Source organism: Brachybacterium epidermidis, from assembly GCF_015209585.1.
Lineage (GTDB): Bacteria > Actinomycetota > Actinomycetes > Actinomycetales > Dermabacteraceae > Brachybacterium > Brachybacterium epidermidis.
The window spans coordinates 109,797-132,018 of the sequence record NZ_JADEYR010000001.1; the positions used below are offsets into that span (position 1 = coordinate 109,797).

Sequence of the window (22,222 nt, forward strand, 5' to 3'; positions counted from 1 at the left end):
CGACCTCCGCCGACCGCGGCGCGGCAGCCCTCTGGGGCTGCCCCCGCCCCTACATCGTTCTTCCGGGAGGACCCCATGGCTGATGCCTACACCCGCTTCGTCCGCTCCGCCCCGGTGCCCTGATCGCCAAGCGCACCGGCCTTCCCGCCCCGCCCGCCTGCTGCGACGCGAGGACCGCCCCGAGCCGGTGCTCGGCCCGGTCGTGGTGCTCGGCGACTCGGCCGGTGCCGACCAGGTGGCCCGCCTGCTGCTGTCCTGGGGGGCCGACGTGCGTCGCCGCTTCGAGGAGCTGCCTCGCGTGGGCTCCGTGATCGCGGTGCTGGACGAGGTCTCCGCCCCCGACCAGCTGGGACCGATCCTGCTGCCCCTCTCGGGCGCCATGCGAAGCCTCGCCCCTGGTGCGCGCGTGGTCACGATCTCCCGGCCCGCCACCGGCGAGGATCCCTCGCGTGACGCCGCCCGCGGGGCAGTGGAGGGCTTCGTGCGCTCCCTCGCCCACGAGATGCGCGGCGGGGCCACTGCCAACGGCATCCTCGCCGCCGACGGCGTGGCCCTGGACGCCCCGGCCGTGATCGGCGCACTGCGGTTCTTCCTCTCCTCCCGCAGCGCCTTCGTGACCGGCCAGTTCCTGGAGGTCGCCAGCGAGGCCGGCACCCTCACCGAGGACCAGCAGCAGCCCCTGGCCGGGCGCACCGCCCTGGTCACCGGCGCCGCCCGCGGCATCGGTGCGGCCATCGCCCGCACCCTCGCGGCCGACGGCGCACAGCTGGTGGTGCTGGACGTCCCGGCCGCCGGCACCGAACTGGCGCGCCTGGCCAACGAGCTGCGCGCCGTGCCGCTGCAGCTGGACGTCACCTCCGGCGGCGCCGGCCGGCGCCTGGTGCAGTTCCTGCGGGAGAAGTCGCTGACCCTGGACGTGGTGGTGCTGAACGCCGGCATCACCCGCGACAAGATGTTCGCCAACATGACCCCGGACCGCTGGGACCCGGTGATCGCCGTGAACATCACCAGCCAGCTCTCCCTCATGGAGGCGCTGCTGGAGGCCGGGGACGCGCTGGGCGATCAGCCGCGCGTGGTCTCCCTGGCCTCCACCAGCGGCATCGCCGGCAACCGCGGGCAGACCAACTACGCCGCCTCCAAGGCGGGCGTGATGGCCTTCGTGGATGCGCTGTCCTTGCGTCTCGCCGATGCCGGTGGCACCGCCAACGCCGTCGCCCCCGGCTTCATCGAGACCGAGATGACCGCCCGCATGCCCGCGCTGAACCGAGAGATCGCCCGCCGCGTGAACTCCCTGCAGCAGGGCGGCCTGCCCGCGGACGTGGCGGAGGCGATCTCCTTCCTGTCCTCGGCGGAGGCCGGCGGCATCCAGGGGCAGACCCTGCGGGTGTGCGGCCAGAACATCGTGGGGCGGTGACAGCGATGAGCGACGAGCGGATCAAGGACCTCACCGACGTCCCCTCCTTCCCCGCGGTGTACGCTGCGGCCCTGCTGCCCCGGCGGGGCGATGCCCCCCGGACGTCGCGAGAGAAGCGCCTGCCGGGCACCGCCTACCGCGTGCGTAAGGTGCGCATCGACGCCGGCCGCGCCGCCGACTTCGACCACCTCATGGGCGGGCCCGCCACGGAGAACGTGCACCCCGGTGTGCTGCACGTGCTCGCCTTCCCGATCTCGCTGGCGCTGATGGCGCGCGGGGACTTCCCCTTCCCGCTGCTGGGCCTGGTGCACCTGCGCAACTCCGTGCTCCAGCACCGTCCGGTGGCGGTGGGGGAACTGGTGGATGTGGAGTGCCGCGTGCGCGAGCTGCGCCCGCACCGCAAGGGCCACACCTTCGAGGCGGTCTCCACGATCCTCGCGCAGGACGGGGAGATCATCGCCACCGACGTCTCGACCTACCTGGCCAAGGGCACGAGCTCGTCCGGCTCGTCGTCGAGTTCGTCCCCGAGCTCTGCGGCCGGACCCTCTGCGGGCTCCTCCGACCAGGGATCGGACCATCGCGACTTCGCGCCGCCGCGGCCCACCGCCCGCTGGAGCCTCCCGGCCGACACCGGCCGGCGCTACGCCGAGGTCTCCGGTGACGTGAACCCGATCCACATGTCGGGCCTGTCGGCCAAGGCCTTCGGCTTCCCCAGGGCGATCGCGCACGGCATGTACACCGCGTCCCGGGCCTTCACCGAGTCCCGGGTGGATCTCTCCCGGCCGCTGCGCTGGGACGTCTCCTTCGATGCGCCCGTCACCCTTCCGGGGTCCGTGCTGGTGGCGTACGACGAGGACCGCGACAGCGGCACCACCCGCTGCGTGGGCTGGCGCCCGGCGAAGGGGGAGAAGGCCCCACGGCGCTGCTTCGAGGTGGAGATCCAGCAGCTGGGCTGACCGGCTCCCTGCGCCGCCTCAGTGCGTGGCGTCGCCCTCGGCCTGCCCGCTGCTGGCGGCTGCCTGCGTGCTGAGCCCGCTGCGCAGTGTCTCCCACAGGTGGGCGATGAACGCGGGAGCATCGGCCGAGGTGGCCGCATCGACGTTCGGCTCCCGGCCCCAGCGACCCAGGGGGTCGGCGACCGTCTGCCCCCGGGTGAGGGTGCCGGTCAGCTCGACGTCCACCGGCAGCGGCGTGGTCTCCAGGAAGCGACCGGTCACGGCGTGCGCGGCCACCAGCGGGTCGTGCACGTGGGCGGACCAGCCGAAGCCGTCGGCCTGATGGAACTCGAAGTAGAACTGCAGGGCCTCGACGAGGATCGGCACCACCGGATGATCGCCGAGCGCGCGCACCGCATCCAGCTCTGGCTGCCAGAACCGCACCGCCTCGGTGGTATCCAGTCCTGCCAGCACCGGCCTGGTGGGCGCCTCGCTGAAGGCGATCAGCACGCGCTGGGCAGCTTCCGGATCGACAGCGACGTTCCACTCCGAGGTGGCGCCGGTGTTGCCGCGATGGTTGATCGCCCCGCCCATCACGTGCAGCCGCTTCAGCAGCCGGGGCAGCTCCGGTTCGATCTCCAGGGCCAGTGCCAGGTTGGTGTGCGGGCCCAGCACCAGCCCCACCAGCTGCCCGGGATGCCTCCGGGCGGCATCGACCCACAGCTGCGCGCCCGAGCGATCGTCGGCCTGCCGTGTCGGTGTCGGCAGTCGGGCGTGGCCGAGACCCGTCGGGCCGTGGGTGTCCTCCGCTGTCATCAGCTCCTGGACCAGCGGCGTCCGAGCGCCGCGGGCCACGGGCGCGTCGATGCCCAGCAGCTCTGCCAGCACCAGGTTGTTGCCCAGCACCGCCTCGGTGGGCACGTTGCCGGCGGTGGAGACGATCCCTGTGATCTCGACCTCGGGGCGGCAGGCCAGATAGGTGAGCGCGAAGGCGTCGTCGATCCCGGTGTCGCAGTCCAGCAGCAAGGGCATTCGCATCCACCCAGCGTACGGCCCACCGAGATGGTCCGCGGCTCCCGCCTAGACTCGAGGCCATGCCTGCGTCCACGCCCGACAGCTCCGGAGCGCCCACTGCCGATCAGACCGACCGGGTCGTCCTGCGCACGGCCGAGTCCGAGGCCGGCGGGCCGGGCTGCCCCTGCGACGTGATCGTCGTCGACGACGCCACAGGCGCCCTCACCGCGCATTCCCTTCAGACGCTCGCCGAGCACGAGGGTGCGCGCGTGTTCTCCTGGTCCTCCTCCTGTGCGCGTGCTCGCGAGATCGCCGAGCAGTTCACCCGTGAGATCGCTGATGGGCGCCTGGTGGTGCCGAGCGGTGCGAGGACGGCGCCGGGCGGTGCGGCGCCCGCGTCGGACCCGGCGCTGGAGCCCGTGCCGCTGGAGGAGTTCGCCTCGAGCGCCGATGCCCACCTGGCGCTGGGCCGTCTGCCCAAGTCCCTCGCAGGGCTCGAGGATCGGGCTCGGCGTCTCGCCCTCGCTGCGGGCGGGTCCGGACGCGATGATCTGGAGCTGGTGGCCGGCGGGCGTGTCAAGCACATGACCCGGCAGCAGAATGAGGTGCTGGGCCGTGTGTTCACCGAGGTGCGCGCGTCGTTGGGGTTGGGCAAGTCCCGGGCTCTCATCGCCACCGGCCCCAGGCCCGGGCCCGATCTCATGCAGCCCGCTGAGGGGACCGCTGCGATCACGATCCGGGGACAGGCCCACGAGCTGCCCCTGCGGGGCATCGGCGGCGTGTTCGGCGGAGCCTCCGCCGACGCCGGCAGTCTGCTCCTGCTGCAGTCACTCGATGAGGCACTGGCTGCGGGGGAGTTCGACGCCGAGGGGACTCGGTCGGACGGCTCGCTGCCCGGTCCTCACGTCACTGGGCAGGCGGATCCTGCCGTGGGCTCGGGATACTGCGCCGTGGATCTGGGCTGCGGCAACGGCCTGCTCACGGCCTACCTCACGCTGGCCTTGCCGGGCGCCCGGGTGATCGCCAGCGACGACGACCTCGATGCAGTGCTGTCCACCCGAGCCACCCTCGATGCACTCGCCTCCCAGGCCGCTCGTGACGGATCCGCGCCCGCAGGAGGTGCCGACGTCGATGGCCCGGCATCCGCGCCCCGGGTCGAGGTCATGTGGGATGACGCCCTGTCGCGCCGTGCGGACCGCAGCGCGGACCTGGTGCTGCTGAACCCGCCCTTTCACGACGGCACCGCGATCGATGCCACCCTCGTGCACGGCCTGCTCGACGCCGCCGCCCGGGTGCTGCGGCCGGGAGGTGAGCTGTGGATGGTGCACAACTCGCACCTGCGCTACCGCGCCGAACTGGAGCGCCGGGTGGGGCCTGCCCGTCAGCGCGCCCGCGACCGACGCTTCACGGTGCTGTCGGCCCACCGGGTCTGAGCACATGGGGGAGGAGGTTCCTCCCCGATCGCAAGGCCGCCCTGGTGGCGGAGGCTGCTGCTTCCCGGGCTGTCACCGGTCCCGTCACCTCGATGCCCACCACACCGCGCCCTGGTCCCAGGGCGGCACCACCGACATCGAGCACCCACCGCCGCCTGACCGCACGATCGACAGACGGCGGGGGACGGGGGGCGGGCATCTGCGGAGCCGCACGACCGGACGAAAGGCAGCATCGGGTGCGCACGGGGTGATCACGCGCGGGCTTGCGCGCGGTGGGAAGAGCGGCGTCGGAGCGGGTGCTCAGGCGACGAGGCTGCGCAGCACCGAGGTGAAGATCCCCAGACCGTCCGTGCCGGTGCGTGTGCCCTGACCGGGCTCGTCGGGCCCGAAACCGGCCTCGACCGCATGCTCCGGGTGCGGCATCAGACCCACCACGTTGCCGTAGGCATTGGTGATGCCGGCGATGTCATTGCGGGAGCCGTTGGGGTTCACCTCGAAGCCCTCGGGGCCGTGGGTGGCGCCCTCCGCGTAGCGGAACACGACGCGGCGCTCGGCCTCGAGCTCAGCGAGCGTGCGCTCATCGGCCACGTACTGGCCGTCCTGGTTCTTCAGGGGGATCCGGATCACCTGACCCGCTTCGTAGTCGGTGGTCCAGGCGGTGCGATTGTTCTCGATCCGCAGCGGCTGATCACGGCAGATGAAGGCGCGGTGCGCGTTCTTGATCATCGCCCCGGGCAGCAGGTGGGTCTCGCACAGGATCTGGAAGCCGTTGCAGATCCCCAGCACGGGCATCCCGCCGTTCGCGGCGTCCACCACGCGCTCCATCACGGGGGCGAAGCGACTGATCGCACCGGCCCGCAGGTAGTCACCGTAGGAGAACCCGCCGGGCAGGACCACGGCCTCGACATCGAGCAGGTCCCCCTCGGCATGCCACAGCGCGACGGGCTGACCACCGGCCAGGCGGATCGCACGCAGGGCGTCCCGGTCGTCCAGAGTCCCGGGGAACGTCACCACACCGATGCGCATCAGGCCTGCTCCTCCGCCCCGGCGTCCAGGGCGCGCTCCAGGGAGCCGGAGTCCTCCACGTCGATGGCGACGACGTCCTCGATGACAGGGTTGGACAGCAGCGTGGAGGCGGCCTCGCGCAGGGAGGCGAGGACCTCGTCGGTCACCTCGCCGTCGACCTCGAGCTCGAAGCGCTTGCCCTGCCGCACGGAGCCGATCCCCTCGAAGCCCAGACGGGGCAGCGCCGCGGCGACGGCCTTCCCCTGCGGATCGAGGATCTCGGGCTTGGGCATGACGTGGACCACGACGCGCGGCATGGGCAATCTCCTGGGGGATGGTGTCGACCCGATGGCAGGACGACGGGGCGGGCGAGCTCATCCTACCGATCGGCTTCCCCGCCCCGCGCGGGGCGGGCTACATTCGAAACAGACCACCTGACCGTGCCGATGATGCCGGGAGGCAACCGATGAAGATCCGTCACCTCGTCCACTCGTGCCTGCTCGTGGAGGTCGCCGGCCGACGCCTGATGATCGACCCGGGAGGCTTCAGCGCCGAGGGCGTGCGGTCACTGAGCGCCGATGTGCTCGGCGCGATCGACGTCGTGGCCATCACCCACCAGCATCCCGACCACGTGGACCCCGAGCTGCTGACCGAGATCCTCCGGGCCAGCCCGGGTGCCGTAGTGATCGCCGAGCCCGAGACCGCCGAGATGCTTGCCGGCAATGACAGCGATGGCGGCGATGACAGCGCCGGTGACGATGCCGGCGACGGCGATTCGGCCCCCGTCGTGACTCGTGATCGGCTGGTGCCCCTCCCGGCCGGCAGCAGCCACGAGTTCCCCGCCGTGGACGGGCATGAACCACTGCGCATCGCCGCCGTGGGCGGACGCCACGCGATCATCCACCCGGACATCCCGCGCGTGGGCAACTCGGGCCTTGTGATCAGTGCCGGGGGCGGCCAGCGCCTCGGCGTCACCGGCGACTCCCTCGAACCCGTCCAGGAGTTCCATGGCATCGACGCCCTCGCCTTCGCGGTGGTCGCCCCCTGGTCGAAGATGTCCGAGACCATCGACTTCCTGCGTGCCGTCCGCCCCCGCCTTGCTCTTCCCGTGCACGATGCGGTTGCCAGCGAGCAGGGGCGCGCGATCTACATGCGGCAATCCACGCAGCTGGCCCCCGAGGGCACCGAGGTGCGCGACTGGCCGGAGCCCGAGCGGGTCGTCGAGCTCGGATCGCGCTGACCCGCCCACCGAGCAGGCAGGACGCGAAGGAGACGCCCATGGGACCGGATCGTGTGCAGACCGCGATGGAGGCCGTGCCCCGGGCACCGTTCCTGCCCGAGCAGCAGCGCCCGTACGCCGGTATCGACTGCGCCCTTCCCATTGGCCACGGCCAGACGAACTCCCAGCCCTACACCGTCGCGACCATGCTGCGGCTGCTGGACGTGAAACCGGGGCACCGGGTGCTCGACCTCGGGGCCGGATCCGGCTGGACCACCGCTCTGCTGGCCCATCTCGTCGGCGGCTGCGGAGAGGTGATCGGCGTGGAGCGACGCCCGGAGCTGATCGGGCCCGCGCGCGAGGCCCTCGAGGCAGCGCTCGGTGAGGCGACCCATGCCAGCATCCGGGAGACGCAGGCCGGGGTGCTCGGTGCACCCGGCGACGGACCCTACGACCGGATCCTGGTCTCGGCAGAGGCGCAGCGCATGCCGCACCAGCTGATCGACCAGCTCGCCGACGGCGGCATGATGGTGATCCCCGTGGCGACGGTCATGCACCGGGTCGAGCGCCGAGGGGACCGGATAGTCGACACCCAGCACGGCCGGTTCCGCTTCGTGCCACTGGTGGAGGACACCTGAGCCTCAGAACACCTGACCGGTGAGCCTCTCGTAGGCCTCCACGTACCGGGACCGCGTCTGCTCGACGACCTCCGCCGGCAGAGCCGGGGGAGGAGCGTCGGCGGCGCGGTCCCATCCGGAGGTGTCCGAGGTCAGCCAGTCGCGCACGAACTGCTTGTCCAGGCTGGGCTGGGCCCGGCCCTCGCGGTACCCGGCTGCGGACCAGAAACGGCTGGAATCGGGAGTGAGCACCTCGTCGCCCAGCACCAGGGAGCCGTCGGTGCGGGAGTGGCCGAACTCGAGCTTGGTGTCGGCCAGCAGGATGCCCCGCCCGGCCGCGATCGACCGCGCCCGCTCGTAGACGGCGAGGGTGAGGTGCTCGAGCTCCTCGACCAGGTCGCCCCCCAGACGCTGCCGGGCCTCATCCACGGTGATGTTCTCGTCGTGGTCACCCACCTCCGCCTTGGTGGCGGGGGTGAAGATCGCCGGCTCCAGGCGGGAGGCCTCGGTGAGACCCTCGGGCAGCGTATGCCCGCCCACGGAGCCGGTGGCCCGGTAGTCCGCCAGCCCCGACCCCGTCAGGTACCCGCGTGCCACGCACTCCAGCGGCACCATGTCCAGGCCGCGGCAGCGCAGGGCGCGCCCGGTCACCTCGGCCGGCACGTCGGTCGCCGACAGCACATGGTTCGGCACCAGATCCTCCAGCTGCTCGAACCAGAACAGGCTGATCGCGGTGAGGAGCCGGCCCTTGTCGGGGATCCCCGGCTGCAGGGCGTGGTCGTACGCGCTGATGCGGTCGGTGGCCACCATCAGCACCTCGGTGGCCTCAGCCGGATCGGTGCCGGCCGGGACGTACAGCTCGCGCACCTTGCCGCCGACGGCGTGGTCCCAGCCGGACAGCTCCGGTGCGGTCAGCAGCGGCTGGCCGGTGGGGCGTGCTCATGCCGGCCCCGCCTCCCCGGCGCCGCTCCGCTCGGACTCGGCGGCGCGGAGGGCGATGTCGGTGCGGTGCAGGGACCCCTGCAGCTCGATCCGTTCCACCCCGGCCATGGCGAGCTCGCGGGCGGCCTGCAGATCCTCCCCGGTGCCCACCACGGCGAGCACGCGACCGCCGCAGCTGACCAGGGCGCCGTCCTCGCGTCGGTCGGTACCGGCGTGCAGCACGTGGGCACCGGCGGCCTCGGCCTCCTCGATGCCGGTGATCTCATCGCCCAGGCGGGCCTCGGCCGGGTAACCGGCGGAGGCCAGCACCACTGCGACAGCCGCGCCGTCGTGCCAGCGGGGGGCCTGGGCCTGCTGCAGGTCGCCGCGCGCCGCTGCCAGCAGCAGCTCGGACAAGGGCGAGGCCATGCGCTCCAGCACCACCTGGGTCTCGGGATCGCCGAAGCGGGCATTGAACTCCACCACCCGCACCCCGCGGGCGGTCAGGGCGAGACCGCAGTACAGGATGCCGACGAAGGGGATTCCGCGCCGGCGCATCTCCTCGACCGTGGGCTGGACGATGGTACGCACCACCTCATCCACGAGACCCTCGGGGGCCCACGGCAGCGGAGAGTAGGCGCCCATGCCGCCGGTGTTGGGGCCCTGGTCGCCGTCCAGGGCGCGCTTGAAGTCCTGGGCCGCGGCCAGCGGCACCACCCTCTCGCCGTCGCACACGCAGAACAGGGACACCTCGGGGCCGTCCAGGTATTCCTCGAGCACCACCGAGCCGCCCGCACCGATCACGGAACGGCCGTGGGCGAGGGCCGCCTCGCGATCAGGGGTGACCACCACGCCCTTGCCGGCCGCGAGCCCGTCGGCCTTGACCACGAACGGCACATCGCCCAGCGGGTTCACCCGGTCCAGGCCCGCCACCAGTGCGTCCTCGTCGGAGGCGGTGACCGAGGCGGCGGTGGGCACGCCCGCGGAGGCCATCACTTCCTTGGCGAAGGACTTCGAGCCCTCCAGGGCGGCAGCCGCCGCCGACGGGCCGAACACGGCGATGCCGGCCGCCCGCAGGCGATCGGCGACACCCGCCACCAGCGGTGCCTCGGGGCCGACCACCACCAGGTCCACCTCCAGCCGGCGTGCCAGCTCGACCTGGCCGTCGAGATCGCCGACGGCGATGTCGTGGCAGGTGGCCCGGGCCTCGATGCCGGGGTTGCCGGGGGCGGCGTGGAGGTCAGGGGCGGGGAGTCGGCGCTGAGGCGGCGGATGATCGCGTGCTCGCGGCCGCCGGAGCCGATGACGAGGATCTTCACGCGGGCCAGCGTACCGAGCGCCGCCGATACGATCGGCACCATGTCCGTCGATCAGCCCGCCGATCCCACACCGGACGCTCCCCGGGAAGCCGGCGCGCCAGAGGCGTCCCGCGTCCCTCAGCTCACCCGCCTGCGCCTGGACCTCTCCTACGACGGCACCGACTTCCACGGCTGGGCCGCCCAGCCCGGGCAGCGCACCGTGCAGGGTGAGCTGGAGCAGGCCCTGTCCCGCATTGCCCGCGTGCCCGTGCAGGTGACCGTCGCCGGGCGCACCGACGCGGGTGTCCATGCGCGCGGGCAGGTGTGCCACCTGGACCTTCCCGGCCCCGTGCTCGCCACGATCCCCGGCCGCTCCGACCGCGCTCCGGCCGACGCCCTGGTCACCCGGTTGGCCGGCCTGCTGCCCGCCGACGTGGTGGTCCACGCCGCCCGGGAGGTCCCTGCGGAGTTCGATGCCCGGTTCGGGGCGCTCCGCCGCCGCTACCGATACCGCATCTCCGACGGCCCCACGGTGCACGACCCGCTGCGTCGCGACGTGCTGCGCCACCGCTGGCCCCTCGACGTCGAGGCGATGGCGCGCGCCTCCCGCGCCCTGCTGGGTGAGCACGACTTCCTGTCCTTCTGCAAGCCGCGAGAGGGAGCCACCACCATCCGCACCCTCGAGCAGCTCTCCTGGGAGCGCCCCGAGCCAGGGAGGACCGACGAGGGCCTGGTGGTCGCCACTGTGGTCGCCGACGCCTTCTGTCACCACATGGTGCGCTCCCTGGTGGGCACGCTGCTGGCCGTGGGGGAGGGACGCAAAGGGGAGGACTGGCCCGCGCAGGTTCTCGCAGCCCGCACCCGGCAGTCCTCCACCCGCACCAGTGCCGGGTCCGCGCCGCTGTGCCCACCCCAGGGGCTCACCCTCGAGGGGGTCGAGTACCCGGCCGAGGCGGACCTCGCCGCGCAGGCGCGTGCCGCGCGGGTGCTGCGGGGGTAGAGCTCGTTGCAGCCAGACCCCAGCAGGAGTCAGCGCAGCGGGGGACGGGCATGGGTGAAGGAACGGTGCAGCTGCTGGTCAGGTCCGGTGCGCACCCGTCAGCTGCCCGCCCCTCCGGCCTAGCCTTTCCGCGGAGGACCCGTCCCAGGGTCCGGACCAGAGGGGGCGGCATGAACGCAGGACGGACGGACGTGGACGCGATGGCCGCCGCGGCGCGGGAGGCCCGCCGCAGCGGTGGGGCTGCGCGTGGCCACGTGGCCGTGGTCCTCGTCGGGACATCGCTGGTTCTCGCGTACGCGACGCTCGCCGTGGTGCAGATCCTGGTGCTGAACCCTCTGGCCGCAGCACCGGGCCGCACCCTTTCGCAGATCCATCGCGACCTGGAGGCCGCGGATCAGAGTCTGTCACCGGTCCTTGCCCTCGGCATTCCCGCCCTCGGCGTCGTGCTCGCACTGGTGCTCGGGGTGGTCGGGATGCGGTCCCGCACACCGGTGTCCACGCTGGCCTTGGGGTATCTGGTGCTGCTGGCCGCGGGGACTCCGGCGTACTTCGCAGCGAGCTTCGGGGCTGGGATGTCCTTGGCCGATACTTACTTCATCGGCGGCGCTGACCATTCGCCATGGTCGTGGCCCCTTCATGCCACCAGTGCCGCTGCCACGGTCCTGGTGGCCCTGGCCGGGGCTGGACGGCTGCTGCAGTTGATGCTGCACGCCCCGCGAGCCGGAGATCACACCCCGGGGACCCCGCCCCCGCGTTGACCCCGTCGCCGCCCGACCAGTAGTCTTGGTCGTCGTTGTGCCTTGGTGCGCGCCCTGATCCGCTGCCGACTCCTCACAGGTCGGCGCGAAAAGGGCTCCTCACAGTGCACCCAGGACCGCCGTCGCGGCGTAAGCGGAACGGTCCGGGCCCAGCGAAGAGGCCATGCTTCAACCGAGGGAAGCGTGTCCACGGTCCATCGAACCGTGCCCCTGAGCACCCGCTCATGGGGCACTCCGACGAGAGAAGAAGGCACGAGTGCGTACGTTCACCCCGAAGCCCGGCGATGTCGAGCGTTCCTGGTACGTCATCGACGCAACGGATGTCGTCCTCGGCCGGCTCGCTTCCCAGGCTGCTCAGCTGCTGCGGGGAAAGCACAAGCCGGTCTTCGCACCCCACGTGGATGCAGGCGACTTCGTCATCATCATCAACGCTGACAAGGTTGCCCTGACCGGCAACAAGCGCGAGACCAAGCTGGCCTATCGCCACTCCGGCTACCCGGGCGGCCTGCGCGGCATCCCCTACTCCGAGCTGCTGGAGAAGAAGCCCGAGCAGGCGGTCGAGAAGGCCATCCGCGGCATGCTCCCCAAGAACAAGCTTGCTGACCAGCAGCTGAAGAAGCTGAAGGTCTACCGCGGCGCCGAGCACCCCCATGCTGCTCAGCAGCCCGTCCCCTTCACCATCGACCAGGTGGCGCAGTAAGCGGGCGCGCCCCGCGCTTCGCCCTGCCGCACGGAACAACCAAGGAGAACCGTGACCGAGACCACCCCTGAGGCCCTCGAGACCGTCACCGACGAAGAGGCCCCGTCGAGCTTCACCACCGAGTCCACCCAGACCGAGGGTTCGACCGGCCGCGGCCAGTCGGCTACCGCTCCCGGCTACGGCACCGGCCGTCGCAAGCAGGCTGTCGCCCGCGTGCGCCTGGTCCCCGGCTCCGGCCAGTGGACCGTCAACGGCCGCAGCCTCGAGAACTACTTCCCGAACAAGGTCCACCAGCAGGAGGTCAACGAGCCCTTCCGCGTGCTGGACATCCAGGGACGCTTCGACGTCATCGCCCGCATCCACGGCGGCGGCGCCTCCGGCCAGGCCGGCGCTCTGCGCCTCGGCGTTGCCCGCGCGCTGAACCAGATCGACGAGGACAACAACCGTCCCACCCTGAAGAAGGCCGGATTCCTCACTCGTGACGCCCGCGTCATCGAGCGCAAGAAGGCCGGGCTCAAGAAGGCCCGCAAGGCGCCTCAGTACTCCAAGCGCTGATCGGAGCGGCAGCGCCGCTTCCTCCAGCTCGCACAGGACCCCGTCACCCCTCGGTGGCGGGGTCCTGTCGCGTGGGCAGCCACCGGCCCGTGCGTGGCCTTGCCCGGCGTGGCCCTGCTCTCCCCAGTCGATGACATCGGCAGATCTTCGCGGCGACGGGCCCACTGCCCACTACCCTCGAACAGTCGGTCGTCCTGAGCGGCCCACCGGAGCACCACCCTGCGACACCACCCGGCGACACCACCCTGCGAGAGGAATCGGATCCCATGGCACGACTGTTCGGTACCGACGGAGTGCGCGGACGCGCCAACGGCGACATCACCGCGGAGCTCGCCGTCGAGCTCTCCGTGGGCGCAGCCCACGTGCTGGGCACCCTGGGCGCCTTCGGCGGCACCAAGCCGCGCGCCATCGTCGCCCGGGACACCCGCCCCTCCGGTGACTTCCTCACCGCCGCCGTGTGCGCGGGACTCGCCTCCGCGGGTGTCGACGTGCTGGACGCCGAGGTGCTGCCCACCCCGGGACTGGCGTACCTGGTGCAGTCCACTGGTGCCGACCTGGGCGTGATGATCTCCGCCTCCCACAACCCCGCCCCCGACAACGGCATCAAGTTCTTCGCCCGCGGCGGCACCAAGCTGCCCGACGAGGTGGAGGACGCCATCGAGGCCCGCCTCGGTGAGGAGTGGGACCGCCCGGAGGGCACCGACGTGGGCACCATCCGCCGCTACGAGGGCGCGATCGATGCCTACGTCGAGCACCTCGTCCGCACCCTGGATCGCTCCCTGGAGGGCATCACCGTCGTGGCCGACTGCGCCAACGGGGCTGCCGCCGTCACCGGCCCCGAGGCACTGCGGCGCGCCGGCGCCACCGTGCACGTGATCGGCGACCTCAGCGACGGCGGCCTAATCAACGACGGCGTGGGATCCACCCACCTCGAGCCCCTGCAGCGAGCGGTGCGCGAGCACGGCGCGGACATCGGCGTGGCCTTCGACGGCGATGCCGACCGCTGCCTGGCCGTGGACGCCGACGGCGAGGTCATCGACGGCGACCAGATCATGGCGATCCTGGCCCTGGACCTCAAGGAGCGCGGCAAGCTCCACGAGGACACCCTGGTGGTCACGGTGATGAGCAACCTGGGCCTCAAGCTCGCCATGCGCGAGCACGGCATCTTCCTGGGGCAGACGGCCGTGGGCGACCGCTACGTGCTCGAGGAGATGAACCTGGGCGGGTACTCCATCGGCGGTGAGCAGTCCGGGCACGTGATCATCGCCGAGCACGCCACCACCGGTGATGGGGAGCTGACCGCCCTCCACCTCCTGCAGCGGATCGCCGAGACCGGGCGTACCGCCCGCGAGCTGGCCGACGTCATGACCCGCCTCCCACAGGCCCTGATCAACGTCAAGAACGTGGACAAGGCGCGCGCCACCATCGACCGCGGTGTGCTCGACGCCGTCGCCGAGGCCGAGGCCGAGTTGGGGGAGACCGGCCGCGTGCTGCTGCGCCCCTCCGGCACCGAGCCCGTGGTCCGCGTGATGGTCGAGGCGCCCACCGACGAGCAGGCCACCGCCGTGGCTGAGCGCCTCGCCGCTGTGGTCAGCGAGCGCGTCGGCCTCTGAGTCGCATCCTGTGAGGGCCGGTCGACAGTGCGGCCGGCCCGTCCTCACACCTTGCGCAGCAGGACGGTCTGCACCCGGTGCAGGCCGTCCTTGCGCAGCACGAGATCCGCGCGACCGCGCGTGGGCAGCACGTTCTCCGAGAGGTTCGGCCCGTTGATGGAGCGCCAGATCCGCTCGGCCGTCTGCCTGGCCTCCTGGTCCGAGAGCTCCGCGTAGCGGCGGAAGTAGGAGCGGGGGTCGTTGAAGGCGGTGCGTCGCAACTGCAGGAACCGCTCGACGTACCAGCGCTGCACGTCCTCACCGCGGGCATCCACGTACACGGAGAAGTCGAAGAAGTCCGAGACCGCCAGGCCCATCCGCCCGTCACGACGCGGCCGCGAGGGCTGGAGCACGTTCAGGCCCTCCAGGATCAGCACGTCCGGTCGCTCCACCACCACCCGTTCGTCCTCGACGATGTCGTAGGTGAGGTGGGAGTACACCGGTGCCTCCACGCTCGACACCCCGGCCTTGACGTCGGAGACGAACCGCAGCAGGCGCCTGCGGTCGTAGCTCTCGGGAAAGCCCTTGCGGTGCATGATGCCGCGCTTCTCGAGCTCGGCGTTGGGGTACAGGAACCCGTCGGTGGTCACCAGCTGGACGCGCGGCGTGTCCGGCCAGCGCGCCATCAGCTCCCGCAGCAGGCGCGCGGTGGTGGACTTGCCCACGGCCACCGATCCCGCCACCGCGATCACGTACGGGGTGCGGTGCTGCCGCTGGGGCAGGAAGTCCCCCCGCGCCATGCGCAGCTGCTGGGCGGCGGCCACCTGGATGTTCAGCAGGCGCGAGATGGGCCGGTACACCGCATCGACCTCCTGCAGGTCCACCCGGTCGCCCAGGCCCCGCAGCTTCGCCACGTCCTGCTCGGACAGGGGGAGCGGGGTCTGCTGCGAGAGCCGGGCCCACTCGTCACGAGGGATCTCGTCGAACGGGGAGACGGCGTTGACGGCGGATCTCATGGGGCGATTGTTCCAGCCCGGGCCCCGTGACGCGCACCGGACAGGCCGTGACCGATCGTGACCGAACCTGCGCGGGATGCTCCACGTGCGTGCACGGTCGCTCTGGATCGTGAGCGACACCTCTCTCCACCAGCGGTTTCGGGGTGTCACACCCTGCGCGGGCCGTTAGCGTGAGCCCCATGTGTGGAATCGTCGGATACGCAGGCCCCGCGCCGCCTCCCTCCCGCCCCGTCGATGTGGCCCTGCAGGGCCTGGCCCGGCTCGAGTACCGCGGGTACGACTCCGCCGGCATCGCCGTGGTCGACGACGGCACTGTGCGCCTCGGGAAGCGGGCCGGCAAGCTGCAGAACCTGCGCGAGGCCCTCGCCGAGCGCACCGACATGACCGGCAGCGTGTCCATCGGCCACACCCGCTGGGCCACCCACGGCTCACCCAACGACACCAACGCCCACCCCCACCTGGGCGGTCACGACGACGAGCTCGCCCTGGTGCACAACGGCATCATCGAGAACTTCGCCGCCCTGCGCGCCGAGCTGGAGGCGGCCGGCTACCCCTTCCGCTCCGAGACCGACTCCGAGGCCGCCGCCCACCTGGTGGCCCGGGAGATGGAGGCCACCGGCGACCTCACCGAGGCGATGCGCCGGGCCGTCACCCATCTCGACGGTGCCTTCACGCTGCTGGCCGTGCACCGCGATGCCCCGGGCACCGTGGTCGCCGCCCGGCGCAACTCCCCGCTCGTGGTGGGACTGGGCGACGGCGAGAACTTCCTGGGCTCGGACGTGGCCGCCTTCGTGGACTCCACCCGCGAGGCGCTGGAGATCGACCACGACCAGATCGTCACCGTCACCGCCGATGCGGTGCGAGTGATCACCGCCGACGGCGCCGAGGTCACCGACCCCAAGCGCTTCACCATCGAGTGGGACGTGACCGCCGCGCAGAAGGGCGGCTACCCCTCCTTCATGGCCAAGGAGATCCACGAGCAGGCCGGCGCCATCGCCGACACCCTGCTGGGCCGCCTGGTCGACGGGAAGCTGCACCTGGACGAGAAGGCGATCGACGACTCCGTGCTGCGCAGCGTGGACAAGATCGTGGTAGTGGCCTGCGGCACCGCCGCCAACGCGGGTGCGGTGGTCAAGTACGCCATCGAGCACTGGTGCCGCATCCCGGTGGAGGTGGAGCTGGCCCACGAGTTCCGCTACCGCGACCCTGTGGTCACCGAGAAGACGCTGGTGGTGGCGATCTCCCAGTCCGGCGAGACCATGGACACCCTGATGGCCGTGCGCCACGCGCAGGAGCAGGGCGCCAAGGTGATCGCGATCTGCAACACCCGTGGTTCCACCATCCCCCGCGAGGCCGATGCCGCCCTGTACCTGTACGTCGGCCCGGAGATCGCGGTGGCCTCCACCAAGGCCTACCTGGGCCAGATCGCCGCCTGCTACCTGCTGGGCCTGTACCTGGCGCAGGTGCGCGGCAACCTCTTCCCCGACGAGATCGCCCAGATCATGGAGGACCTGCACGCCCTGCCGGAGAAGATCCAGCAGGTGCTGGACGCCTCGGCACAGGTCGAGGATCTCGCCAAGGACATGAAGGACGCCACCAGCGTGCTGTTCCTGGGCCGGCACGTGGGCTACCCGACCGCCATGGAGGGCGCGCTGAAGCTGAAGGAGATCGCCTACATCCACGCCGAGGGGTTCGCGGCCGGCGAGCTCAAGCACGGCCCCATCGCCCTCATCGAGGAGGGGCAGCCGGTGTTCGTGATCGTGCCCTCCCCGCGCGGGCGCGACGTGCTGCACTCCAAGGTGATCTCCAACATCCAGGAGGTGCGCGCCCGGGGTGCCCGTACCCTGGTGATCGCGGAGGAGGGGGACGACGAGGTGCTGCCCTACGCCGACGTGGTGATCCGCATCCCGCAGACCCGCACCCTGTTCGCGGCGCTGCTGACGGTGATCCCGCTGCAGATCTTCGCCTGCGAGCTGGCCACCGCGAAGGGCCTGGACGTGGACCAGCCCCGCAACCTGGCCAAGTCCGTCACCGTGGAGTGACCCGCACGCGGGTGTGATACTGCAGGGGTGTACACGTCCCCTTCCGATCCCCATGACCCGCACGGCCCCACCCCGCCTGCCCTGTCCGCCGGGCCGGCCGGGCGCGTCGAGCCTGCCGAGACGGCCGGGGGATCGCCCCGGGCCTTCGCGCCCCGTGAGGACGGCACCGTGGTGGGGGTCGGCATCGACGTGGTCGACGTGCCCCGGCTCGATGCGGCCTTCGTGCGCACCCCGGCGCTGCTGACGCGCCTGCTCACCCCCAGCGAGCGGGAGATGTCCGCCGCCTCCCGCGCCGCGCGCGTGGCCGCCAAGGAGGCCGTGGGCAAGGCACTGGGGTCCCCGGGGGACTTCTCCTGGCACGACGTCACGGTGCGCCGCAACGGTGCCCGCAAGCCCTACCTGGTGCTCGAGGGTGCCACGCTGCGCGCCGCCGAGCGCCTAGGGGTGGGCCACCTGCACCTGTCCCTCTCCCACGACGGCTCGATCGCCACCGCGATCGTGGTGGCCGAGAGGGAGAGCGACCCGCCGGCGGACCATCGAACGGGGACCAGCCCGAGCAGCAGGCCCACGGGAGCGGAGGCAGGAGCATGATCCACGGCTACGAAGCAGAGACCGTCCGCGCGGCAGAGCGTCCCCTGCTCAATGCAGGCGAGCCCCTGATGCAGCGGGCCGCCCACGCCCTCGCCGCCCATGTGCGCGCCGAACTGCGGGCCCGGACCGGACTCGTCGCCGATGCGGATCGCGCCCCGGGACCACCACCCCACGTACTGGTGCTCGCGGGCTCCGGTGCGAACGGCGGCGACGGGCTGCACGCCGCGGCCATGCTGCGCCGAGACGGGATCCGCGCCGATGGACTCGCCACCGCGGACGCCTGCCACCAGGAGGGGGCCCGAGCCCTCCACGCGGCTGGAGGGACGCTGCACCGGCTCGCGGATCTCACCGAACAGCAGCTGGGCGAGCTGATCGACGGTACCTGCCTGGTGCTCGATGCGATCCTCGGCATCGGCGGCCGCCCCGAGGTCCCCGGGGAACTGCGAGGGATCCTCGAGCTGATCCGCCACCGCGGCACACCCGTGATCGCCGTGGACCTCCCCAGCTTCCTGGATGCCACCACCGGTGAGGCCGCCGAGCTCGCTCTGCCCGCGCGTTCCACCGTGACCTTCGGAGCCGTCAAGGCCGGGATGCTGCTGCCCGGCGGCAGCGCTCTCACCGGTCGCACCCACCTGGTGGACCTGGGGCTGGCGGACCACCTGCCCCCGCAGCCCGCCGTGCAGCGCCTCCAGGATGAGGACGTGCGCCGGCTGTGGCCGCGGGCCGGCAGGGACGACAGCAAGTACAGCCGCGGCGTGGTCGCGATCGCCGCCGGCAGCACCCGATATCCGGGCGCCGCGGTACTGGCCTGCTCCGGTGCGGCACGCGCCGGGGCGGGCATGGTGCGCTGCCTCGCCCCCGCCCCCGTGCTGGACCTGGTGCTGCGCACCCGACCCGAGGTCCTGGGCCACCCGGTGCCCGACGGGCCGGCCGCCCCGGCGGCGGGCTCCCGCGCCGGAGGAGTGGACCTGGCCGACATCGGCCGCACCGATGCGCTCGTGGTCGGCCCGGGCCTTCCCGGTGACGACGCGCGCGCACGCACCGTCATCGGCGCCCTGCGCGCCGGCACCGACGGCGAGGTGCGCCGTGGCGTGATCGACGCCGGAGGGATCGATGCCATCCGACGGGCGGACCGCTTCAGCGCCGAGGTGGTGCTCACCCCGCACCGCGGCGAGGCGCAGCGGCTGGCCCGCACCTTGGGCATCGACCCCGAACAGGATGCGCCCGCCCTGGCGCGGGCGCTCGCCGGCGCCACCGGGGCGACCGTGCTGATGAAGGGCTCGGTCAGCGTGATCGCCGCGCCCGAGGCGGAGGTCCCGCTGCTCGCGCAGGACGACGCGACGGCCTATCTGGCCACTGCCGGCACCGGCGACGTGCTCGCCGGGATCCTGGGCACCCTGCTCGCCGCGGGACTGCCCGGCCCGCACTCGGCGGCGATCGCCGCACTGCTGCACGGCCGCGCGGGGCGCCTGGCCTCCCACGGAGGCCTCGTGCCCTTGGTCGCTCTCGACGTCGCCGATCGGGTCCCCGATGCCCTGGCGACTATCCTGTCGGGCACGGAGGACCAGCCCCACGGCGCAGAGCCGTCGAGCGAAGGAGAACGATGAGCGTCCCGATCCCGGCGGAGGATCCCCGATACATCCCCAACCGCGCGGTGGTGGACCCGTCGGCCATCACCGACAACGTGCGTGCACTGAAGAGTGCGCTCGACGAGCAGACGGCGCTGATGGCCGTGGTCAAGGCCGACGGCTACGGGCACGGCATGCTCGCCACCGCCCGGGCCGCACTCGAGGGAGGGGCCACCTGGCTGGGAGCGGCCCACCCGGCCGGTGCCCTGGCCCTGTCGCATGCGGGACTGGACGTGCCCATCCTGACCTGGATGTACGAGCCGCGCACCGCAGCCGCCCTGCTGCCGGACCTGGTGGCCGCCGGGATCGACGTGTCCGTCGGCTCCATGGAGATGCTGCACCTGGTGATCGATGCCTCCCGTTCCGTGGAGCGGCGCGCCCGCGTGCACCTGAAGATCGACACCGGAATGGGCCGCAACGGCGTCCTGCCCTCCCAGGCCGCCCCGGTGGTGCAGGCCATCCGGGAGGAGGACTTCGTGCAGCTGGTCGCGGCCTGGACCCACCTCACCGATGCGGACGTCCCCTCCGACCCGGCCACCGACCAGCAGGTGGACGTGTTCGACTCCACTGTCGCCGCCCTGACCGAGGAGTTCGGCACCATCCCGCTGCAGCACCTGGCCAACTCCGCCGCCCTGCTGTCCCGGCCCGACCTGCACCGCGACCTGGTGCGGCCCGGCATCGCGATGTACGGCTACCCGCCGGTGGAGACCGACCTCCCGCTGCGACCCGCGATGACCGTCACCAGCCGCCTGGCCCTGGTCAAGGAGGTCCCGGCGGGGACCACGGTGGGCTACGGGCGCCTGCACACCGCGGCGAGCACCACCCGCCTGGGACTGGTGCCGATGGGCTACGCCGACGGTCTGCACCGCGCGGCCAGCGGCAAGGTGTCCGTGCTGGTGCGCACCGCCGAGGGCGACCGGGTGGTGCCGCAGGTGGGCCGCATCAGCATGGATCAGATCGTGCTCGACCTGGGCCCTGACAGCGTCGCGAAGGCCGGTGACGAGGTGATCCTGTTCGGCGATGCCCGCATCGGGCACGAGAGCACTCCGGCCGAGGACGGCCCCGGACCTGACGCCGCCGGGAGCGACGGACCTGCCGCAACCACGGCCTACGACTGGGCACGTGCCGCCGTCACCATCCCCTACGAGGTGCTCACCTCCATCAACGCCCGCGTTCCGCGCGAGGTCCGTCCATGAGCGGCATCGAGCTGCACACGGAGGACCCGCGGGACACCCGGCGCGTCGCCGAGGTGCTCGCCACGGTGCTGCGCGCGGGCGACCTGCTGGTGCTGGACGGGCCCCTCGGCGCGGGCAAGACCACCTTCACCCAGGGCCTCGGGGAAGGGCTGGGGGTGCGTGGGCCCGTGGCCTCGCCCACCTTCGTGATCGCCCGGGTGCATCCCTCCCTCACCGCAGGCCCGGCACTCGTGCACGTGGACGCCTACCGGCTCGGCGGCAGTGCCGACCTGGAGGACCTCGACCTCGAGGCCGACCTCGACGATGCGGTCACCGTGGTGGAATGGGGCCGCGACCGAGTGGAGCACATGGCTGATTCGCACCTGCTCATCGAGCTGGTGCGCCCCACCCAGGTGGCCGATCCCGACCGCCCCGAGGAGCCGCGCACCCTGCGCCTGCTCCCGTCCGGACCTCGCTGGGACCGGACCGCGACGACGTCCCTGTCCCGCGCGCTGGCGGGTGCCGGCCTGAGGACCGCGCCGATCGACCCCGCCACCGACACCCACGAGCAGGAGGACTGATGCTGCTGGGCATCGACACCTCCGGTGCCGTCTCCACCGCTGTGATGGGTGGAGACCTGGACGCACCGGATGCCGCTGTGCGCCACGTGCGCTCCGACGCCCGCGCCCGTCACCACGACGAGGTGCTGCTGGCCCTGGTCGACGGGGTGATGCAGGACGCAGGCGCCAGCCGCGCAGGGCTCACCGGCGTCGTCGTCGGCCGCGGCCCCGGCCCCTTCACGGGCCTTCGGGTGGGCCTGGTGGCTGCCCGGTCCATCGCCGCGGTGCTGGGAATCCCCCTGCACGGGGTGTGCTCCCTGGACGCCCTGGCCCACCAGGCGCTCGCCGAGGCCGACGGGGCTGACGGGGTCGCCGGCAATGCCCGCGACCTGCCGGAGCGCACGGTGGCCGTAGCGCTCGACGCGCGCCGCCGCGAGGTCTACCACGCCCGGTACCGCCGGTTGGCCGACGGCACCGTGCGCCGCGAGTCCGGGCCAGCCGTTGCCCCGCCCGCGGACGTGGCCGCGGAGCTCACGGCCTGCGGTCTGCTGGTCGGCTCCGGGACCCGCCTGTACCCGGACCTGCTGCCGGCCACCTCGGAACTCGTGGACGCGGATGCCTCCCACCTGATCGAGGTGGCGGCCCTCCTGCACGCCCAGGGGGAGGACCTCACCAGCACGGACCCCCTGTACCTGCGGGACCCGGACGCCGCCAAGCCCACCTCCCGCAAGAGCGCGCTGGGCCGTTGA

20 protein-coding genes and 2 pseudogenes are annotated in these 22,222 nt (G+C 72.3%); 16 read left to right on the forward strand and 6 right to left on the reverse strand.

Going from position 1 to position 22,222, the window contains the following annotated elements; translation table 11 throughout:
- Nucleotides 1–75: 75 nt before the first annotated feature.
- A pseudogene (locus IOE58_RS00530) lies at nt 76–1,414 on the forward strand (3-oxoacyl-ACP reductase).
- Between the two features lie 5 nt (nt 1,415–1,419).
- Nucleotides 1,420–2,370 carry a MaoC/PaaZ C-terminal domain-containing protein gene (locus IOE58_RS00535; RefSeq protein WP_193864871.1) on the forward strand — a complete coding sequence of 317 codons (951 nt, stop codon included), beginning with the start codon at nt 1,420–1,422 and terminating at the stop codon, nt 2,368–2,370.
- Between the two features lie 18 nt (nt 2,371–2,388).
- Here the strand turns inward: IOE58_RS00535 and IOE58_RS00540 are convergent, their stop codons facing one another.
- Entirely contained in the window at nt 2,389–3,387 is a 999-nt protein-coding gene (locus tag IOE58_RS00540) for a nucleoside hydrolase (protein WP_193864459.1), read from the reverse strand.
- A gap of 56 nt (nt 3,388–3,443) precedes the next feature.
- Between IOE58_RS00540 and IOE58_RS00545 the strand changes: the two genes are divergently transcribed.
- Complete coding sequence (locus IOE58_RS00545) at nt 3,444–4,796, forward strand: class I SAM-dependent methyltransferase (RefSeq protein ID WP_193864460.1); 1,353 nt, start codon at nt 3,444–3,446, stop codon at nt 4,794–4,796.
- Nucleotides 4,797–5,096: 300 nt separating this feature from the next.
- Here the strand turns inward: IOE58_RS00545 and purQ are convergent, their stop codons facing one another.
- Nucleotides 5,097–5,822, reverse strand: a complete 726-nt coding sequence (purQ, locus tag IOE58_RS00550) for a phosphoribosylformylglycinamidine synthase subunit PurQ (RefSeq protein WP_193864461.1) — start codon at nt 5,820–5,822, stop codon at nt 5,097–5,099.
- Nucleotides 5,822–6,118: a phosphoribosylformylglycinamidine synthase subunit PurS gene (purS, locus tag IOE58_RS00555; protein ID WP_193864462.1), complete on the reverse strand. Its 297-nt coding sequence runs from the start codon at nt 6,116–6,118 to the stop codon at nt 5,822–5,824. Before purS ends, purQ begins: the two co-directional genes overlap by 1 nt.
- Nucleotides 6,119–6,267: 149 nt before the next feature.
- Between purS and IOE58_RS00560 the strand changes: the two genes are divergently transcribed.
- Entirely contained in the window at nt 6,268–7,041 is a 774-nt protein-coding gene (locus IOE58_RS00560) for an MBL fold metallo-hydrolase (protein ID WP_193864463.1), read from the forward strand.
- Nucleotides 7,042–7,079: 38 nt separating this feature from the next.
- Entirely contained in the window at nt 7,080–7,658 is a 579-nt protein-coding gene (gene pcm, locus IOE58_RS00565) for a protein-L-isoaspartate O-methyltransferase (protein WP_193864464.1), read from the forward strand.
- A gap of 3 nt (nt 7,659–7,661) precedes the next feature.
- Here the strand turns inward: pcm and IOE58_RS00570 are convergent, their stop codons facing one another.
- Together IOE58_RS00570 and purD are read right to left on the reverse strand one after the other, a co-directional pair.
- On the reverse strand, nt 7,662–8,504 hold the full coding sequence (locus IOE58_RS00570; protein ID WP_348981821.1) for a phosphoribosylaminoimidazolesuccinocarboxamide synthase: 843 nt from the start codon (nt 8,502–8,504) through the stop codon (nt 7,662–7,664).
- Nucleotides 8,505–8,576: 72 nt separating this feature from the next.
- A pseudogene (purD, locus tag IOE58_RS00575) lies at nt 8,577–9,877 on the reverse strand (phosphoribosylamine--glycine ligase).
- A gap of 40 nt (nt 9,878–9,917) precedes the next feature.
- Here purD and truA point away from each other — a divergent pair.
- The 5 genes from truA to glmM all read left to right on the forward strand — a co-directional run bounded on the left by truA (nt 9,918) and on the right by glmM (nt 14,482).
- Nucleotides 9,918–10,856 (forward strand): tRNA pseudouridine(38-40) synthase TruA, encoded by a 939-nt coding sequence (truA, locus tag IOE58_RS00580; RefSeq protein ID WP_228018424.1) that lies wholly within the window; start codon nt 9,918–9,920, stop codon nt 10,854–10,856.
- Between the two features lie 170 nt (nt 10,857–11,026).
- A complete protein-coding gene (locus IOE58_RS00585; protein WP_193864466.1) occupies nt 11,027–11,614 on the forward strand; it encodes a hypothetical protein in 588 nt (195 codons plus the stop codon).
- A 256-nt stretch (nt 11,615–11,870) separates the two neighbouring features.
- Complete coding sequence (gene rplM / locus IOE58_RS00590; protein WP_193864467.1) at nt 11,871–12,314, forward strand: 50S ribosomal protein L13; 444 nt, start codon at nt 11,871–11,873, stop codon at nt 12,312–12,314.
- A 51-nt stretch (nt 12,315–12,365) separates the two neighbouring features.
- A complete protein-coding gene (gene rpsI, locus IOE58_RS00595) occupies nt 12,366–12,869 on the forward strand; it encodes a 30S ribosomal protein S9 (protein WP_193864468.1) in 504 nt (167 codons plus the stop codon).
- Nucleotides 12,870–13,135: 266 nt separating this feature from the next.
- Nucleotides 13,136–14,482, forward strand: a complete 1,347-nt coding sequence (gene glmM / locus IOE58_RS00600) for a phosphoglucosamine mutase (protein ID WP_193864469.1) — start codon at nt 13,136–13,138, stop codon at nt 14,480–14,482.
- Between the two features lie 44 nt (nt 14,483–14,526).
- Here glmM and coaA read toward each other — a convergent pair whose 3' ends face one another.
- Nucleotides 14,527–15,477 carry a type I pantothenate kinase gene (gene coaA, locus IOE58_RS00605; protein ID WP_193864470.1) on the reverse strand — a complete coding sequence of 317 codons (951 nt, stop codon included), beginning with the start codon at nt 15,475–15,477 and terminating at the stop codon, nt 14,527–14,529.
- 179 nt (nt 15,478–15,656) lie between these two features.
- Between coaA and glmS the strand changes: the two genes are divergently transcribed.
- Genes glmS through tsaB form a run of 6 tightly spaced genes read left to right on the forward strand, consistent with a single transcriptional unit; the run spans nt 15,657 to nt 22,222 of the window.
- Nucleotides 15,657–17,519: a glutamine--fructose-6-phosphate transaminase (isomerizing) gene (gene glmS, locus IOE58_RS00610; RefSeq protein WP_193864471.1), complete on the forward strand. Its 1,863-nt coding sequence runs from the start codon at nt 15,657–15,659 to the stop codon at nt 17,517–17,519.
- Nucleotides 17,520–17,546: 27 nt separating this feature from the next.
- Nucleotides 17,547–18,110: a holo-ACP synthase gene (locus IOE58_RS00615; protein ID WP_348981822.1), complete on the forward strand. Its 564-nt coding sequence runs from the start codon at nt 17,547–17,549 to the stop codon at nt 18,108–18,110.
- Nucleotides 18,107–19,717 (forward strand): NAD(P)H-hydrate dehydratase, encoded by a 1,611-nt coding sequence (locus IOE58_RS00620; protein ID WP_193864473.1) that lies wholly within the window; start codon nt 18,107–18,109, stop codon nt 19,715–19,717. Before IOE58_RS00615 ends, IOE58_RS00620 begins: the two co-directional genes overlap by 4 nt.
- Complete coding sequence (gene alr / locus IOE58_RS00625) at nt 19,714–20,934, forward strand: alanine racemase (protein ID WP_193864474.1); 1,221 nt, start codon at nt 19,714–19,716, stop codon at nt 20,932–20,934. The genes IOE58_RS00620 and alr overlap by 4 nt, the downstream gene beginning before the upstream one ends.
- Nucleotides 20,931–21,494, forward strand: a complete 564-nt coding sequence (tsaE, locus tag IOE58_RS00630) for a tRNA (adenosine(37)-N6)-threonylcarbamoyltransferase complex ATPase subunit type 1 TsaE (protein WP_193864479.1) — start codon at nt 20,931–20,933, stop codon at nt 21,492–21,494. The genes alr and tsaE overlap by 4 nt, the downstream gene beginning before the upstream one ends.
- The gene (gene tsaB, locus IOE58_RS00635) at nt 21,494–22,222 is read left to right on the forward strand and encodes a tRNA (adenosine(37)-N6)-threonylcarbamoyltransferase complex dimerization subunit type 1 TsaB (RefSeq protein ID WP_193864483.1); all 729 of its coding nucleotides are present in this window, start codon (nt 21,494–21,496) and stop codon (nt 22,220–22,222) included. Before tsaE ends, tsaB begins: the two co-directional genes overlap by 1 nt.

Bases quoted from the DNA above. Each gene is read 5' to 3' on its own strand.
- IOE58_RS00535 (WP_193864871.1), top strand. From the start codon at position 1,420: ATGAGCGACGAGCGGATCAAGGACCTCACCGACGTCCCCTCCTTCCCC.
- IOE58_RS00540 (WP_193864459.1), bottom strand. From the start codon at position 3,387: ATGCGAATGCCCTTGCTGCTGGACTGCGACACCGGGATCGACGACGCC.
- IOE58_RS00545 (WP_193864460.1), top strand. From the start codon at position 3,444: ATGCCTGCGTCCACGCCCGACAGCTCCGGAGCGCCCACTGCCGATCAG.
- purQ (WP_193864461.1), bottom strand. From the start codon at position 5,822: ATGCGCATCGGTGTGGTGACGTTCCCCGGGACTCTGGACGACCGGGAC.
- purS (WP_193864462.1), bottom strand. From the start codon at position 6,118: ATGCCGCGCGTCGTGGTCCACGTCATGCCCAAGCCCGAGATCCTCGAT.
- IOE58_RS00560 (WP_193864463.1), top strand. From the start codon at position 6,268: ATGAAGATCCGTCACCTCGTCCACTCGTGCCTGCTCGTGGAGGTCGCC.
- pcm (WP_193864464.1), top strand. From the start codon at position 7,080: ATGGGACCGGATCGTGTGCAGACCGCGATGGAGGCCGTGCCCCGGGCA.
- truA (WP_228018424.1), top strand. From the start codon at position 9,918: ATGTCCGTCGATCAGCCCGCCGATCCCACACCGGACGCTCCCCGGGAA.
- IOE58_RS00585 (WP_193864466.1), top strand. From the start codon at position 11,027: ATGAACGCAGGACGGACGGACGTGGACGCGATGGCCGCCGCGGCGCGG.
- glmM (WP_193864469.1), top strand. From the start codon at position 13,136: ATGGCACGACTGTTCGGTACCGACGGAGTGCGCGGACGCGCCAACGGC.
- coaA (WP_193864470.1), bottom strand. From the start codon at position 15,477: ATGAGATCCGCCGTCAACGCCGTCTCCCCGTTCGACGAGATCCCTCGT.
- glmS (WP_193864471.1), top strand. From the start codon at position 15,657: ATGTGTGGAATCGTCGGATACGCAGGCCCCGCGCCGCCTCCCTCCCGC.
- IOE58_RS00620 (WP_193864473.1), top strand. From the start codon at position 18,107: ATGATCCACGGCTACGAAGCAGAGACCGTCCGCGCGGCAGAGCGTCCC.
- alr (WP_193864474.1), top strand. From the start codon at position 19,714: ATGAGCGTCCCGATCCCGGCGGAGGATCCCCGATACATCCCCAACCGC.
- tsaE (WP_193864479.1), top strand. From the start codon at position 20,931: ATGAGCGGCATCGAGCTGCACACGGAGGACCCGCGGGACACCCGGCGC.
- tsaB (WP_193864483.1), top strand. From the start codon at position 21,494: ATGCTGCTGGGCATCGACACCTCCGGTGCCGTCTCCACCGCTGTGATG.